Source organism: Thauera sp. SDU_THAU2, assembly GCF_038260575.1.
Classification (GTDB): Bacteria; Pseudomonadota; Gammaproteobacteria; order Burkholderiales; family Rhodocyclaceae; genus Thauera.
On the sequence record NZ_JBBWUN010000003.1, the window covers coordinates 4,469,391 to 4,482,696 of the forward strand.

Genomic DNA, 13,306 nt, shown 5'->3' on the forward strand with positions numbered 1-13,306 from the left:
CGGCTCACCCGGCATCCCGAACCCGGCAGGGTTATGGGGAGAAACGCCTTCGGACGACACACGAAGGTGTTTCGGGCGAGCGCCGTTCAAACCGCCGCGGCAGCGAGCCGCGGGTTTCCGAGCCTGGGGGCCTGGGCTGGACGGCCCGGCGCCTCGCAGCGCTCCTCGGAACAAGGACAACATTATACGGCGACTGGCGGGGGAGTGCGCGCCTGGTGTCTCGGGCAAGGCGAGCGAGATGATCCGCCAGCGCCCGCCCATTGACGAAGACCGGTTCGCACATCGAGGTGGATGCCCTGGCGTTCTCGTCCGGAGGCTCGGCGATCGCCGGATTGGCGCCGGATTCTGCGCGGTGTGCAAGGGCGCAGCCATGCCGCGCCTACAGATTCTGCCCGGTCTGCCGATATCGCCCATCAGAATTTCCTAATTTCATCATTCTTGAGCCTCCGCTCCAGTGGCATCGGATCGCCATTGGCGGAGGCATGAGAGGAGACACATGGCACTGAAGACACTTTCCGTCCGGTCGCAGCTGGTACTGCTGGCGGCGGCAACCTGTGGCTTGCTGCTGTTCGCCCTGGGCGCCGCGCTGTGGCAGATGCAGGCAGGGGGCGCGCGGCTGTCCGGCTTCATCGATACCGAGCTGGCGGTCGAGCGCGACGTCATGCGCGCGTATGCGAACGGGCTCCAGATGGGGCAGGCGCTGCGCAACATCGTGCTCGATCCCGCCAACCCGAAGGCCTATGAGAACTTCGACGGCGCGAGGAAGCAGTTCGACGAGGCCTTCGGCCGTGTCGTGCAGCACGCCCGGGTGCTCGATGGCGGCGCCGGAGCCGCGGCGGAGATGCAGAAGATCGCCCAGCGCTGGGCGCCCTTGCAGGCGCAGGTGATCGAAAGCGTGCGCGCCGGCGATTCGCAAGGCGCGCGCGAGCTGCTGGTGCGCAGCGAGACGCCGGTCTGGCGCGAGATCCGCGCCGGGCTGCTGAAGCAGATCGCGCACCTCGAGCAATTGACGGCCGGCATGCGGGTCGAATCGGTCCAGGCGCTGGAGCGCAGCCGGATGGTCGTGGCGGCGCTGGGCGGGGCAGCGTTACTGGTGTGTGTTCTGGCGTCGGTGCTGGTGACTCGCAGCCTGCTCGGCCGCCTGGGTGGGGAGCCGGTCTATGCGGCGCAGGTCGCCCGTCGCATTGCCGATGGCGACTTGCAGCAGCCGGTCGCGGTGGAAGGCCGCAGCGCGCAGAGCGTGCTCGCAGCGATGCGGGAGATGCAGGCCGGACTAGAAACCACCATATGCAACATCCGCGCCGATGCCGTGCGCCTCGTGCGTGCCACGGCGCTGCTGCGCGACAACGAAGAGAAAGTCGCCACGGCGTCGCTGGCCCAGACCGATGCGGCGCAGTCGATCGCTGCCGCGGTCGAACAGCTCAGCACCAGCATTGCCGTGGTTGCGGAGCATGCCGGGGATGCGGGTCGCTTGAGCGGAGATTCCGAGCGGCAGGTGCGGGACGGCGTCGCGATCATCAACGGGGCCGTGACGGTGATCGGCCAGGTTGCCCAGCGCATGAGCGACTCTGCGGCGGTGGTGGCGGATCTCGGCGTCAGCGCCGAGAGCATCTCCAACATCGCGCAGGTCATCGAGGGGATCGCCGAGCAGACCAATCTGCTGGCGTTGAACGCCGCGATCGAAGCGGCGCGGGCGGGCGAACAGGGGCGGGGTTTTGCCGTGGTTGCGGATGAGGTGCGCAAGCTCGCCGAACGGACGCAGCAGTCGACACACGAAATCAATTCCATGATCGAGCGTGTTCAGGCCAGTGCGCGCCAGGCCGTCCAGACGATGGAGGAAGGGTGCAAGCTGGCGGGCGAGGGGGCCGAGAGCGCCGAACGGGCGTGGGTCGCCGTGGCGGCGATCGAAGGCGGTGCCGTTCGCGTGCGCGAGGCCGTCGGCTCGATCGATGTGGCGCTGGGGGAGCAGCGTCAGGTCAGTACGAACATCGCCGGCAGTGTCGAGCAGATCGCCCGCATGAGCGAGGCCAATCACGGCGCCACCCGGGATTCGCTGGATCGCGCGGAAGAGTTGGCCGCATTGGCCGGTGCGCTCGAACGGACGGTGGGGCGTTTTCGCGTGCAGGCCTGAAGTCGCGAGGCCGGCGTCCGAACCGGGTTCAGGCCTGCGGCGTGCGTCCATTGTGGCGCACCACCGATACGATCAGCGTGATGACGGTCAGCGGTATCACGTAGCCGAGCATGACGCCGGAGAAGGCCGGCAGCGCGGTGGGCTGCTGGGCTGACAGCACCAGCCAGGCGGTGTAGGCGGCGTAGTAGGCAAGGAACACGCCGCCTTCCCAGCGTGCGATCTCGCGTCCGGTCATCAGGATCGGCAGGCAGGCGAAAGCCACCGCGAGCATCACCCACAGGTCGAAGTTGCGTGCCGCTTCCGGTACCGGCAAGCCGCCCGATGCCACCAGGCCGGAGGCACCGATGACCGCGAAGATGTTGAAAACGTTGCTGCCCACCACGTTGCCCACCGCGATGTCGCGCTGGCCGCGCAGCGCGGCGACCACCGAGGTTGCCATCTCCGGCATCGACGTGCCGACCGCGACGATGGTCAGGCCGATCACCAGGTCGCTCACGCCGAAGGCCTTGGCCAGTGCCACCGCGCTCTCCACCAGCCAGTCGGCGCCGAGGACCAGCAGCCCCAGGCCGACGGCGATGAGCGCGATCTGCACGCTCCAGTGGCGGTCCCAGTTCGATGAGGGGATCTCGCCGGCGAATTCGTCTTCCGCTGCCGCTGATGCGCTGCGCGACTGGCGGATCAGGAACACCGTGTAGGCTACGACCAGCGCGAACAGCACACCGCCTTCGACGCGGCTGATGCCGCCGTCCAGTGCCATCACCAGCAGCAGCAGGGAGGCGCCGATCATGATGGGGATTTCCTGGCGGATGATCTGTTCGGCGACCATCAAGGGGGTGATGAGCGCCGATATGCCAAGGATGAGCAGGACGTTGGCGATGTTGCTGCCGACCACGTTGCCGATGGCCAGATCGGGTGAACCGGAGAGCGTGGCGCCCATCGACACTGCCAGTTCCGGCGCGCTGGTGCCGAAAGCGACCACGGTGAGGCCGACGACCAGCGGCGAGATGCCCACCGACACTGCCAGCCGCGAAGCGCCGCGCACCAGGAGGTCGGCGCCGACGACGAGGATGACGAGACCGAGAGCGAGCAGAAGGAGGTGGTCGAGCATGGGCAACTGCGGGACTAGGATGGCGAGGTGGGCTGGGCGCAAGAATAACAACGGCCACCCGTGCGGGGCGGCCGTTGCTTGTAATTGCTTACACCCTTACAGCCCGGCGTCGGCCTTCAGCGCGGCGGCCTTGTCGGTCTGCTCCCAGCCGAACTCCGGCTCGTCGCGGCCGAAGTGGCCATAGGCGGCGGTGCGGGAGTAGATCGGGCGCAGCAGGTCGAGCGTCTGGATGATCGCTTTCGGCCGCAGGTCGAAGTGTTTGCCGACCAGTTCGACGATCTTCTCGTCGGCAATTTTGCCGGTGCCGAAGGTGTTGACCATCAGCGACACCGGGCGGGCGACGCCGATGGCGTAGGCGACCTGCACTTCGCAGCGCTCGGCGAGGCCGGCGGCGACGATGTTCTTCGCCACGTAGCGGCCGGCATAGGCGCCCGAGCGGTCGACCTTGGAGGGATCCTTGCCCGAGAACGCGCCGCCGCCGTGGCGCGCAGCGCCGCCGTAGGTGTCGACGATGATCTTGCGCCCGGTCAGGCCGCAGTCGCCGTGCGGGCCGCCGACGACGAAGCGGCCGGTGGGGTTGACCAGGTAGCGTACGTTGCCCTGGAGCAGCTCCTTGGGCAGCACCGGCTTGATGATGAGCTCGACCACCGCCTCGTGGATCTGCGACTGGCTGACGTCGGGGTCGTGCTGGGTCGACACCACCACGGTGTCGATCGCCACCGGCTTGCCGTCGACGTACTTCACCGTGATCTGGCTCTTGGCATCCGGCCGCAGCCAGGGCAGGCGGCCGTCCTTGCGCACTTCGGCCTGGCGCTGCATGACGCGGTGCGCGTAATAGATCGGCAGCGGCATCAGGCTGGGGGTTTCGGTGGTGGCGTAGCCGAACATGATGCCCTGGTCGCCGGCGCCCTGGTCGAGCGGGTCGTCGTTGGCGTTATCCACGCCCTGGGCGATGTCGGGCGACTGGCGGTTGATCGCCGCCAGCACCGCGCAGCTCTTGTAGTCGAAGCCGATGTCGGAGTTGTCGTAGCCGATGCGGCGGATGACTTCCTGCGCGATCTCGCGGTAGTTGGGGTGGGCGGAAGTGGTGATTTCGCCCGAGATCACCACCAGGCCGGTCGACACCAGGGTTTCGCAGGCGACGCGCGCCTTCGGGTCTTCGGCCAGGATGGCGTCGAGCACGCCGTCGGACACCTGGTCCGCCACCTTGTCCGGATGGCCTTCGGAAACAGACTCGGAAGTAAACAGAAATTCAGCCATGTCGTACTGCTCCACAAACAAAAAATCCCCGATCAGCCAATGACTTGCGTCTGCGGCCAGCTCCGGGGATTTTGTCGGGCAGCCGACGCTTTAGCAGTATTTCCGCAAGGTCGACCTGTTTCGGGCCCGTTTGCCCGGTCGTTGCGCCCGCCCTGCAAGTTGTCGATTTAACTCGGCGGTGAGCCGCGATTATAGACCGGGATCGCCGGGTATGTAAGCATTCGGCCCTGCGTGCGGCGTGACCGCATGCACACGCCTGGGCGCGAAGCCTTCGCGCCTGCTCCTTCTTCCCTGTTTCCGGACCCGATTCCGACGTGCTGGTCGATCTTTCGTTTCGTCTTCTGTCGCGCCTGCCGCTGTCCTGGCTGCACCGCCTGGGCGGCTGGGCCGGCTGGCTGGTCTATCGCACCTCGCCGTCCTATGCGCGGCGCTTGCGTGCCAACCTGTTCAATGCGCTCGGCCGCGAGGACGAGGCGGTGCTGCGCGCCGCGGTCGCCGAAGCCGGCCGCCAGGCGATGGAATTGCCGTGGATCTGGCTGCGCCCGGCCGAGGAAGTCGTCGCCAGTGCGGTGCGCACCGAAGGCTGGGAACTGGTCGAGCAGGCACGCGCGGACGGCGCCGGCATCCTGTTCATCACGCCGCACCTGGGCTGCTTCGAGATCACCGCGCAGTGCATCGCGGCGAAGATTCCGATCACCGTGCTCTATCGTCCGCCGCGCAAGTCCGCCTTGCAGCCGTTGATGGAGGCGGGCCGGGCACGCGGCCAGATGCGCACCGCGCCGGCCGACCTGTCGGGCGTGCGCAAGCTGGTGAAGACGCTGCGCAGCCACGAGGCGGTCGGCATGCTGCCCGACCAGGTGCCGGGCGAAGGCGAAGGGGTGTGGGCGCCCTTCTTCGGCAAGCCGGCGTGGACGATGACGCTGGCGGCGCGGCTGGCGGCGGTGAAGGGGGTGCGCGTGATCTATACCTGGGCCGAACGTCTGCCGCACGGTCAAGGCTACCTGTTCCGCCTGCAGGCACCGACCGAGGCGCTGACCGGCGACCCGGATACGGATGCGGCGATCATCAACCGCGAAGTCGAGCGCATCATCCTGCAGTGCCCGCAGCAGTACCTGTGGGGCTACAACCGCTACAAGCAGCCGCGGGGCGGCGAGGGGGAAGCATGAGCCGCCTCGCCATCGGCCTGTTCTGGCTGCTGCACTGGCTGCCGCTGTCGCTGCTGTCGCGCATCGGCGAAGCCTTCGGCCTGTTGCTCTACGTGGTGGTGGCGCCGCGGCGCAAGGTGGTGCTGACCAACCTGAGGCTGTGCTTTCCCGAGCTGTCCGACGGCGAACGCCGCACGCTGGCGCGGCGCCATTTCGCCGTCAACGGCCGCAGCGTGCTCGAACGCGGCCTGGCGTGGTGGGCCAGCCCCGAGCGCCTGCGCCGGCTGGTGCGCATCGACGGGCTGGAGCGCCTGCAGGCACTGAAGGACGCCGGCAGGCCGGTGATCCTGCTGACGCCGCATTTCGTCGGCCTCGACATGGCGGGCACGCGGCTGTCGATGGAAGGCGACTTCGTCAGCGTCTATGCGCCGCAGAAGAACAAGGTCTTCGACCACTGGCTGCATCACGGCCGCAGCCGCTTCAACGACCAGTTGCTGCTCGCCCGCACCGACGGTGTGCGCGCCACCGTGAAGGCGATGAAGTCCGGCCGGCCGCTGTATTACCTGCCGGACCTCGACTACGGTCGCAAGGAGTCGATCTTCGTGCCTTTCTTCGGCGTCCCGGCAGCCACCATCACCGGCCTGCCGCGGCTGGCGCGGCTGGCGGGCGCGGCGGTGATGCCGAGCGTGGTGCGCATGCTGCCCGGCGGCGCCGGCTACGTGCTGGAACTGGGCGAACCGTGGGCGGACTATCCCTCGGACGACGTCGAGGCCGATACCCGGCGCATGAACGCCTGGCTCGAAGGCGTGGTGCGCACGATGCCCGAGCAATACTACTGGGTCCATCGCCGCTTCAAGACCCGGCCCGAAGGCGAGCCGCGCATCTACTGACACATCGCCGGTGGACGCTGAGCGGCGGGCTGGAGGACAATCGCCGGCCAGGGGCGTCTTGCTGCCTCTTTATTTTCTCTCCCTTTGGATTGCGATGAAGCTGCGTTTCACCAAGATGCACGGCCTCGGCAACGATTTCGTCGTCATCGACGCCACGCGGGCGCCGGTCGAGCTGACGCCGGCCCGTGTCAGGGCGATTGCCGACCGCCATTTCGGCGTCGGCTGCGACCAGTTGCTGGTGGTCGAGCCCGCGAGCCAGCCGGGCGTCGATTTCCGCTACCGCATCTTCAATGCCGACGGCGGCGAAGTGGAGCAGTGCGGCAATGGCGCGCGCTGCTTCGTCCGCTTCGTGCACGACAAGGGCCTCAGCGACAAGCGCGAGATCCGCGTCGAGACGCGCTCGGGCATCATTGCCCCGTGCCTGCGCGAAGACGGCCTGGTCACCGTCGACATGGGCGTGCCCGAGCTGGCGCCGGCCCGGATTCCCTTCCTGTCCGATTCCGACGCGGTCGTGCAGCCGCTGCCGGTGGGCGAGGTCACGGTGGCGATCACCGCGGTGTCGATGGGCAACCCGCACGCGGTACAGGTCGTCGCCGACGTCGATGCCGCGCCGGTGGCGGAACAGGGCGCGCTGATCGAGCGCCACGAGCGCTTCCCGGCGCGGGTCAACGCCGGCTTCATGCAGGTGCTCGAGCCGCATCGCGTGCGCCTGCGCGTGTTCGAGCGCGGTGCCGGCGAAACCCTGGCCTGCGGTACCGGGGCCTGCGCGGCGGTGGTCGCCGGCCTGCTGCGCGGCCTGCTGGAGTCGCCGGTACGGGTCGAGACCCGGGGCGGCGAGCTCGAGATCGCCTGGGCCGGGCCGGATACGCCGGTGCTGATGACCGGACCCGCGGTGAGCGTTTTCGAAGGCGAGATGGAACTGGACTGAGGGAACCGGCTCCCCCGGCCGGGCGCTCCCGACTACAGGCGTGGCCGAAGGCCCGCCATGGTTTGCCGAATCCTTGATGCCGGGCGGCTCGTACGCCCGGCCGGAGTGATGGACATGAATGCTGACGACGTCGCCCGTTATCTGCGCGACAACCCCGATTTCCTCGCCCAGCACGGCGAGCTGTTCACTCGGCTCACCGTGCCGCATCCGCAGCACGGCGGCCAGGCCATCTCGCTCGCCGAGCGCCAGTTGCACGCACTGCGCGACAAGATTCGCCAGCTCGAACTGAAGCTCGCCGAACTGATCCGTTTCGGCGAGGAAAACGACGACATCAGCGCCAAGGTGCATCGCCTTGCCCTCGCCCTGATGGAGGCCGGCAGTACGGATGCCGTTCGCCGCGTGCTGGTCGGCAGCCTGCAGGAAGATTTTTCGGTGCCGCACGTCGCACTCGAGACCTGGGGCCTGGACGGTGATGCTTCCAGTCTCGGCGAGCCGCTGCGCCGCCAGCTCGACGCCCTGCGCAATCCTTATTGCGGTGCGCCCGAGAACATGGAATTGCTGGCCTGCTTCGGCGAAGTCGCGCCGCATGTGCGTTCGGTCGCGCTGATTCCGCTGCGGCGCGGGGGCGCCGCTTTCGGCGTGCTCGCGCTGGGCAGCGCCGAAGCCGAACGCTTCTATGCCGACATGGGCACGCTTTACCTGGGCCGTCTCGGCGATCTGGCGGCTGCCGCCTTGTCGGCCGGGCGCGCCTGACCAGGCCGGCAAGGCGGCAAGATGGCCGACGGGCGCCAGGATGCGAGCGTGGAGGCCGGGCCGGTAGAGGTTTGCGTGCCGCTGCCGCCCGAAGTGGAAGCCTGGCTGGACTGGCTTGCCAGCCAGCGCCGCGCGGCGCCGCTGACGCTGCGGGCCTATCGCCGCGATCTGCAGACCTTGCTGCGCCTCGCCGACGGTAGGGAGGCGACCGCGCTTGCTCCGCACGACATCAGGCGCTTCGTCGCCCGCCTGCATGGCGAAGGGCTGACGGGGCGTTCGATTGCGCGCCACCTCAGCGCCTGGCGCGGTTTCTATCGCTGGCTCGTCCGCCGCCAGGGGCTGGCGGCCAATCCGGTGGACGGCATCCAGGCGCCGAAATCGGCTGCGACCCTGCCGCGCGCGCTGTCTCCCGATCAGGCGCAGGCCTTGCTCGACGGCGAGACAGGCGATGGCGTGCTCGACATCCGCGATCAGGCGATGTTCGAGCTGTTCTACTCGTCCGGCCTGCGGCTCGCCGAACTGGCGTCGCTCGATGTCGGGGGTGGGCTGGATCTCGCCGAGGCCATGGTCACCGTGACCGGCAAGCGCCAGCGCCAGCGCAGCGTGCCGGTGGGAGGCAAGGCGCTGGACGCCTTGCGCGCCTGGCTGGCGGTGCGGGATTCCATCGCCCCGCGGCACGAACGTGCCGTCTTCGTTTCGCGCACGGGCTCGCGCTTGTCGCCGGGCGGCATCCGCAGCCGCCTTTCAGAGCGGGCCAGACAGAGCGGGCTGGGCGTGCATGTCCATCCGCACATGCTCCGGCACAGCTTCGCCAGCCACTTGCTGCAATCGAGCGGGGACCTGCGGGCCGTCCAGGAATTGCTCGGCCATGCCAGCATTCGGAGCACGCAGGTCTATACTCATCTTGACTTCCAGCATCTTGCACAGGTCTACGACAAGGCACATCCGCGCGCACGCAAATAAACGGACGTAGGTGCCAGTTCTTGCCCATTTACCCAAATTGGGGACTTTTGGATATGTTGCTGGCAAAGCGCTGGGTTATGCTCCACCGGTTATTATAAGAACGGTATATAGCCAATCCGGCAACGTCCGTTGGCTCAGGAGTTCATGTCAAACAAAGCCGTCCCCAAGGCGCTCTTCATCCGGGAAGGTATGGCCGATGCCGGGAAGCCGACCTTGGAATCTTCGCTTTGCGCCACGCGCGCCGTGGCCTTGCTGCTCGTCCGTCATCAGATTCGTAACTTGCGTCGCTGGTTCGAGGAATTCGATCGCGACATCCTGCTGCCGATACTGTTGGGCGAAATCGCCTTGCATAATATAGGGGTATTGGAGCACGACAGCAAGTGGGTCGACGACATGCCGGAGGCATCTTCGAACCCTGCGCTCGACTCGTTCTGGTTCGACGGCTGCCGTATGCGCCCGTGCAATGCCTATTCCATCGCGGCGGCGACCGATCTGCCGCGCGAGACGGTGAGAAGGAAGATCGGCCGCCTGGTCGAACTGGGATGGATCGAGCGCCGGGAGAATGGCCACCTGTTCATCACCAAAGCTGCCATCAAGCATTTCGGCTCGCTTCTCAGTTCGCGTGAACTGGTCGAACTGATGGATGCCGCCGACCGTGCCCGCAAGCTGATGCCCGCATACGGCGGAGTGCGCAAGGCCGCGCAGGGAAAGGCGGCGGGCATCGGCGCCGATGCCTGAGCCTGTCGGGGATGGGCCGGCGTGTGCGTGTGTATGCCCCGATCACGGTGCGGTCACGGCGGCAGGCGCCCGGTAGTCCGGATTGGCGCCGGGTTCCGCATTCCAGAGCGCGCTGCCGATCAGCGCCACTGCAAGCAGCAGCACGGCTGAATAGCGGCGCTGCTGCGCAGCTGTGCCGGCCGGCCTGCGTTTTGTGCCGTGATAATACATGGCCCGCAGGTATTGCCCGCCCGCTGCAGCGAGCACCAGCAGGCCGGCGCCGAGCAGGCGCGAGGATGCTGCGTCGAACTGCAGGCCGATGGCGGGGTTGCGGCCGGGCATGAAGAAGGCCGGCGCCTGCGTCAGCAGGAACAGGCCGCCGAGCAGGCACAACATGAACATCGCTACCTGCAGCGAGCGCATGCCGGATGCCGCTCAGGCGCCGAACAGATCGCCGCCGATGCGCGGCGGTGCCAGGCCGAAATGCTGCCAGATCGAATGCGTCGCCATGCGCCCGCGCGGCGTGCGCTGCAGATAGCCCTGCTGGATCAGGTAGGGCTCGATGACGTCCTCGATGGTGTCGGTGGATTCGCCGATCGCGGCGGCGATGTTGTCGAGGCCGACCGGGCCGCCGCCGAATTTTTCCAGCATCGCCGATAGCAGCTTGCGGTCCATCAGGTCCAGCCCGAGGGCGTCGACGTCCAGCATGCCCAGCGCAGCGTCGGCCACCGCGGCGCTGATGTGGCCGTTTGCCTTCACCTCGGCATAGTCGCGCACGCGGCGCAGCAGGCGGTTGGCGATGCGCGGCGTGCCGCGCGCGCGGCGGGCGATCTCCAGCGCGCCCGGATCGTCGATCTCGACGTTGAGCAGCCGTGCCGAGCGGCCGACGATGAAGCCGAGCTCTTCCGGCGTGTAGAACTCCAGCCGCGACACGATGCCGAAGCGGTCGCGCAGCGGGTTGGTCAGCATGCCGGCGCGGGTGGTGGCGCCGACCAGCGTGAAGGGCGGCAGATCGAGCTTGACCGAGCGTGCCGCCGGTCCTTCGCCGATCATGATGTCGATCTGGAAGTCTTCCAGTGCGGGATAGAGGATTTCCTCGACGACCGGCGACAGGCGATGGATTTCGTCGATGAACAGCACGTCGTGCGGTTCGAGATTGGTCAGCAGCGCGGCCAGGTCGCCGGCGCGTTCCAGCACCGGGCCGGACGTCTGGCGCAGGTTGACGCCCATTTCGGCGGCGACGATGTGGGCCAGCGTGGTCTTGCCCAGGCCGGGCGGACCGAACAGCAGCACGTGGTCCAGCGCCTCGCCGCGGCGGCGCGCGGCCTGGATGAAGATTTCGAGCTGTTCGCGGATCTTGGCCTGGCCCACGTATTCGGCCAGCCGCTTGGGCCGCAGCGCGCGCTCGATCGCGTCTTCCTGGCGGTCGGCGGGCTGGGCGGAGATCAGGCGCTCGGGGCTGCCGGCGCGCAGTTTGTCGGTCTCGATCATGGTGGCAGTTTAGCCGATGGCCGCTTCGGCGACAGAAAACGAGGACGGGGAGCCGAAGCTCCCCGTCCTCGTTGCTACGAGCGCAGCGGTGATCAGGCGCGGCGGCGGCGCATGGCACCCAGGCCGACCAGACCGATGCCCAGCAGGGCGAGCGCACCGGGTTCGGGAACCTGGCTCACGACCACCGGTTCCGTGGTGACCTTGAAGCCGAATTGCGCTTCGGTGGCCTTGCCTTCTTCGGTCATGAAGCCGGTACAGCCGATGGCGGCGCCGGCGGCTTGACAAGCTTCGTCCGACAGCGCCCTGAGGTTTCCGGATGCCTCGAAGATGCTCGCGTAGTACCTGTAGCCGCCGAACTCGAACTCATAGTTGAGCGCGCCGAAGGCCAGCACGAAGACGTCGTCGCAGACCGTGCTGCTGTTCGGCAGGCAGGTGCCTGCAGTGTTGGTGGTTTCGACGAAGTTGATCTCGAAGACGTTCTGCATCGCCGGCATGGAGCTGTTGCCTTCGGGAGTCAGCAGGATGTCGGCGATCAGGGTCGCGGAACGCAGCGTCGCGAAGCTGCTGGACAGCGCGTTGTTGTAATGCGTGATGGTGTTGGTCAACGCCGTGCTGCCGTCGGTGGCGACGCTGCCGGTCGCGGGTGAATTGCCGATTTGCAGCGCGCTGCGCGCATTGCTGCTCGATGCCGTGGAGTTGAGGTGGTTGCCGCCCGTAGCGCCCCAGCTGATCAGGGAACCGTTGACGGTCTGCGAACCGTTGCCGCTGCCGAACACGGTGGCGCCGGAAGTGGTGTCCCAGCGCAGGCCGATATCGAAGTCCCAGGAACTGACGGGAGCTGCGTACGAAGCGGATGCGGTCAGGGCCAGTGCGCAGGCAGTGACGAGATGACGAATGGCGTGCTTGTGCATGGTGTGGTCCTCATGGAAGAAGTTGCGAGGCCATCTAGCACAACCTGTGCCAAATTTTTTGTTATTGATTTTGTTAGGTAAATTTATCGATTAACTTTTATATGTAAAATTTGTCGACATTCGTGAATTTGTTGTTTTGTGTCGCTTCAGCTCTTCGATAGATGGCGCAGCGCCAGCCGGATGCCCTCCGACACACTGATGCCCTCAGCCAGTCCTTTCATCGCCCCCAGGGCCTCACGCTCGTTGTAGCCCAGTGCCAGCAGTGCATTCAGGATGTCGCTGCGGGCGTCGGGTGCGCTGTCCGGCGCGGCGGCGAGCCGGGCGCCGGACAGATTCGGCAGCGCCTTGCCGAGCTTGTCGCGCAACTCCAGCAGCAGGCGTTCGGCGGTCTTCTTGCCGATACCGGGGATCTTCACCAGGCGGCCGGTTTCCTGCAGCGCGACCGCTTGCGCGAGGTCGTTCACCGACAGCCCCGACAGCACCGCCAGTGCCATGCGCGCGCCGACGCCGGACACTTTCAGCAACTGGCGGAAGGTGGTGCGTTCCTCGTCGGTGGCGAAGCCGAACAGGAAATGGCCGTCCTCGCGCACCACGTGGTGCGTATGCAGGCTGACCTGGGCACCGGTGGCCGGCAGGCCGTAGAAAGTGCTCATCGGCACGTCGATCTCGTAGCCGACGCCATGCACGTCGACGAGGATCTGGGGCGGGTTCTTTTCGAGCAGGGTGCCGGTGATGCGTCCGATCATGAGCGAGCTTCCAGGCGGGGCGGATGAGAACGTGGCAAGTCCACCAGTGGCGCCTGCCAGTGCCTGTTCCCATGGGTGAAAATTCATACAGCTCGATTCGCAGGGCCCATGAACGGGGCGGCCATGGGTTCAGGCCCGCCTGGCGGGTATTTTCCTTCTGCCGGCCGGTGCGCTCGGGCTAGAATCTGGCCCGTTCGCGCAATTGCGCCCGGCCTGAGCTGCCTTGTGCTGCACAGATGCCGTCCCGTCGAAACGATCGAGGA

At 67.1% G+C, this 13,306-nt stretch carries 13 protein-coding genes and 1 riboswitch; of the genes, 7 read left to right on the forward strand and 6 right to left on the reverse strand.

The window, feature by feature from the left end; genetic code table 11:
- Positions 1-70: 70 nt before the first annotated feature.
- Positions 71-173: riboswitch (S-adenosyl-L-homocysteine riboswitch) on the reverse strand.
- Between the two features lie 323 nt (positions 174-496).
- The gene (locus AAFL97_RS22615) at positions 497-2,131 is read left to right on the forward strand and encodes a methyl-accepting chemotaxis protein (protein WP_341646836.1); all 1,635 of its coding nucleotides are present in this window, start codon (positions 497-499) and stop codon (positions 2,129-2,131) included.
- Positions 2,132-2,159: 28 nt separating this feature from the next.
- Here AAFL97_RS22615 and AAFL97_RS22620 read toward each other — a convergent pair whose 3' ends face one another.
- Positions 2,160-3,239, reverse strand: a complete 1,080-nt coding sequence (locus AAFL97_RS22620) for a calcium/sodium antiporter (RefSeq protein WP_341646837.1) — start codon at positions 3,237-3,239, stop codon at positions 2,160-2,162.
- A 96-nt stretch (positions 3,240-3,335) separates the two neighbouring features.
- Positions 3,336-4,499: a methionine adenosyltransferase gene (gene metK, locus AAFL97_RS22625; RefSeq protein WP_341646838.1), complete on the reverse strand. Its 1,164-nt coding sequence runs from the start codon at positions 4,497-4,499 to the stop codon at positions 3,336-3,338.
- Between the two features lie 314 nt (positions 4,500-4,813).
- Between metK and AAFL97_RS22630 the strand changes: the two genes are divergently transcribed.
- The 6 genes from AAFL97_RS22630 to AAFL97_RS22655 all read left to right on the forward strand — a co-directional run bounded on the left by AAFL97_RS22630 (position 4,814) and on the right by AAFL97_RS22655 (position 9,916).
- The gene (locus AAFL97_RS22630; protein ID WP_341646839.1) at positions 4,814-5,665 is read left to right on the forward strand and encodes a lysophospholipid acyltransferase family protein; all 852 of its coding nucleotides are present in this window, start codon (positions 4,814-4,816) and stop codon (positions 5,663-5,665) included.
- Positions 5,662-6,534, forward strand: coding sequence for a lysophospholipid acyltransferase family protein (locus AAFL97_RS22635; protein ID WP_341646840.1), 873 nt, complete (start codon positions 5,662-5,664; stop codon positions 6,532-6,534). The genes AAFL97_RS22630 and AAFL97_RS22635 overlap by 4 nt, the downstream gene beginning before the upstream one ends.
- A gap of 94 nt (positions 6,535-6,628) precedes the next feature.
- Positions 6,629-7,462, forward strand: coding sequence for a diaminopimelate epimerase (gene dapF / locus AAFL97_RS22640; RefSeq protein WP_341646841.1), 834 nt, complete (start codon positions 6,629-6,631; stop codon positions 7,460-7,462).
- A 114-nt stretch (positions 7,463-7,576) separates the two neighbouring features.
- Positions 7,577-8,215 carry a DUF484 family protein gene (locus tag AAFL97_RS22645; RefSeq protein ID WP_341646842.1) on the forward strand — a complete coding sequence of 213 codons (639 nt, stop codon included), beginning with the start codon at positions 7,577-7,579 and terminating at the stop codon, positions 8,213-8,215.
- A 21-nt stretch (positions 8,216-8,236) separates the two neighbouring features.
- A complete protein-coding gene (xerC, locus tag AAFL97_RS22650) occupies positions 8,237-9,178 on the forward strand; it encodes a tyrosine recombinase XerC (RefSeq protein WP_341646843.1) in 942 nt (313 codons plus the stop codon).
- A gap of 189 nt (positions 9,179-9,367) precedes the next feature.
- A complete protein-coding gene (locus tag AAFL97_RS22655; protein WP_445954549.1) occupies positions 9,368-9,916 on the forward strand; it encodes a hypothetical protein in 549 nt (182 codons plus the stop codon).
- 42 nt (positions 9,917-9,958) lie between these two features.
- Here the strand turns inward: AAFL97_RS22655 and AAFL97_RS22660 are convergent, their stop codons facing one another.
- The 4 genes from AAFL97_RS22660 to ruvA form a co-directional block, all read right to left on the reverse strand.
- A complete protein-coding gene (locus AAFL97_RS22660; protein ID WP_341646845.1) occupies positions 9,959-10,318 on the reverse strand; it encodes a hypothetical protein in 360 nt (119 codons plus the stop codon).
- Between the two features lie 12 nt (positions 10,319-10,330).
- Complete coding sequence (gene ruvB / locus AAFL97_RS22665) at positions 10,331-11,386, reverse strand: Holliday junction branch migration DNA helicase RuvB (RefSeq protein ID WP_341646846.1); 1,056 nt, start codon at positions 11,384-11,386, stop codon at positions 10,331-10,333.
- Positions 11,387-11,478: 92 nt separating this feature from the next.
- Entirely contained in the window at positions 11,479-12,297 is an 819-nt protein-coding gene (locus AAFL97_RS22670) for a THxN family PEP-CTERM protein (RefSeq protein WP_341646847.1), read from the reverse strand.
- Positions 12,298-12,443: 146 nt separating this feature from the next.
- Positions 12,444-13,043, reverse strand: coding sequence for a Holliday junction branch migration protein RuvA (ruvA, locus tag AAFL97_RS22675; RefSeq protein ID WP_341646848.1), 600 nt, complete (start codon positions 13,041-13,043; stop codon positions 12,444-12,446).
- Positions 13,044-13,306 lie beyond the last annotated feature (263 nt).

What these genes read in the sequence shown, in the direction of transcription:
- AAFL97_RS22615 (WP_341646836.1), top strand. Translation starts at nt 497, where the DNA reads ATGGCACTGAAGACACTTTCCGTCCGGTCGCAGCTGGTACTGCTGGCG.
- AAFL97_RS22620 (WP_341646837.1), bottom strand. Translation starts at nt 3,239, where the DNA reads ATGCTCGACCACCTCCTTCTGCTCGCTCTCGGTCTCGTCATCCTCGTC.
- metK (WP_341646838.1), bottom strand. Translation starts at nt 4,499, where the DNA reads ATGGCTGAATTTCTGTTTACTTCCGAGTCTGTTTCCGAAGGCCATCCG.
- AAFL97_RS22635 (WP_341646840.1), top strand. Translation starts at nt 5,662, where the DNA reads ATGAGCCGCCTCGCCATCGGCCTGTTCTGGCTGCTGCACTGGCTGCCG.
- dapF (WP_341646841.1), top strand. Translation starts at nt 6,629, where the DNA reads ATGAAGCTGCGTTTCACCAAGATGCACGGCCTCGGCAACGATTTCGTC.
- AAFL97_RS22645 (WP_341646842.1), top strand. Translation starts at nt 7,577, where the DNA reads ATGAATGCTGACGACGTCGCCCGTTATCTGCGCGACAACCCCGATTTC.
- xerC (WP_341646843.1), top strand. Translation starts at nt 8,237, where the DNA reads ATGGCCGACGGGCGCCAGGATGCGAGCGTGGAGGCCGGGCCGGTAGAG.
- AAFL97_RS22655 (WP_445954549.1), top strand. Translation starts at nt 9,368, where the DNA reads ATGGCCGATGCCGGGAAGCCGACCTTGGAATCTTCGCTTTGCGCCACG.
- AAFL97_RS22660 (WP_341646845.1), bottom strand. Translation starts at nt 10,318, where the DNA reads ATGCGCTCGCTGCAGGTAGCGATGTTCATGTTGTGCCTGCTCGGCGGC.
- ruvB (WP_341646846.1), bottom strand. Translation starts at nt 11,386, where the DNA reads ATGATCGAGACCGACAAACTGCGCGCCGGCAGCCCCGAGCGCCTGATC.
- AAFL97_RS22670 (WP_341646847.1), bottom strand. Translation starts at nt 12,297, where the DNA reads ATGCACAAGCACGCCATTCGTCATCTCGTCACTGCCTGCGCACTGGCC.
- ruvA (WP_341646848.1), bottom strand. Translation starts at nt 13,043, where the DNA reads ATGATCGGACGCATCACCGGCACCCTGCTCGAAAAGAACCCGCCCCAG.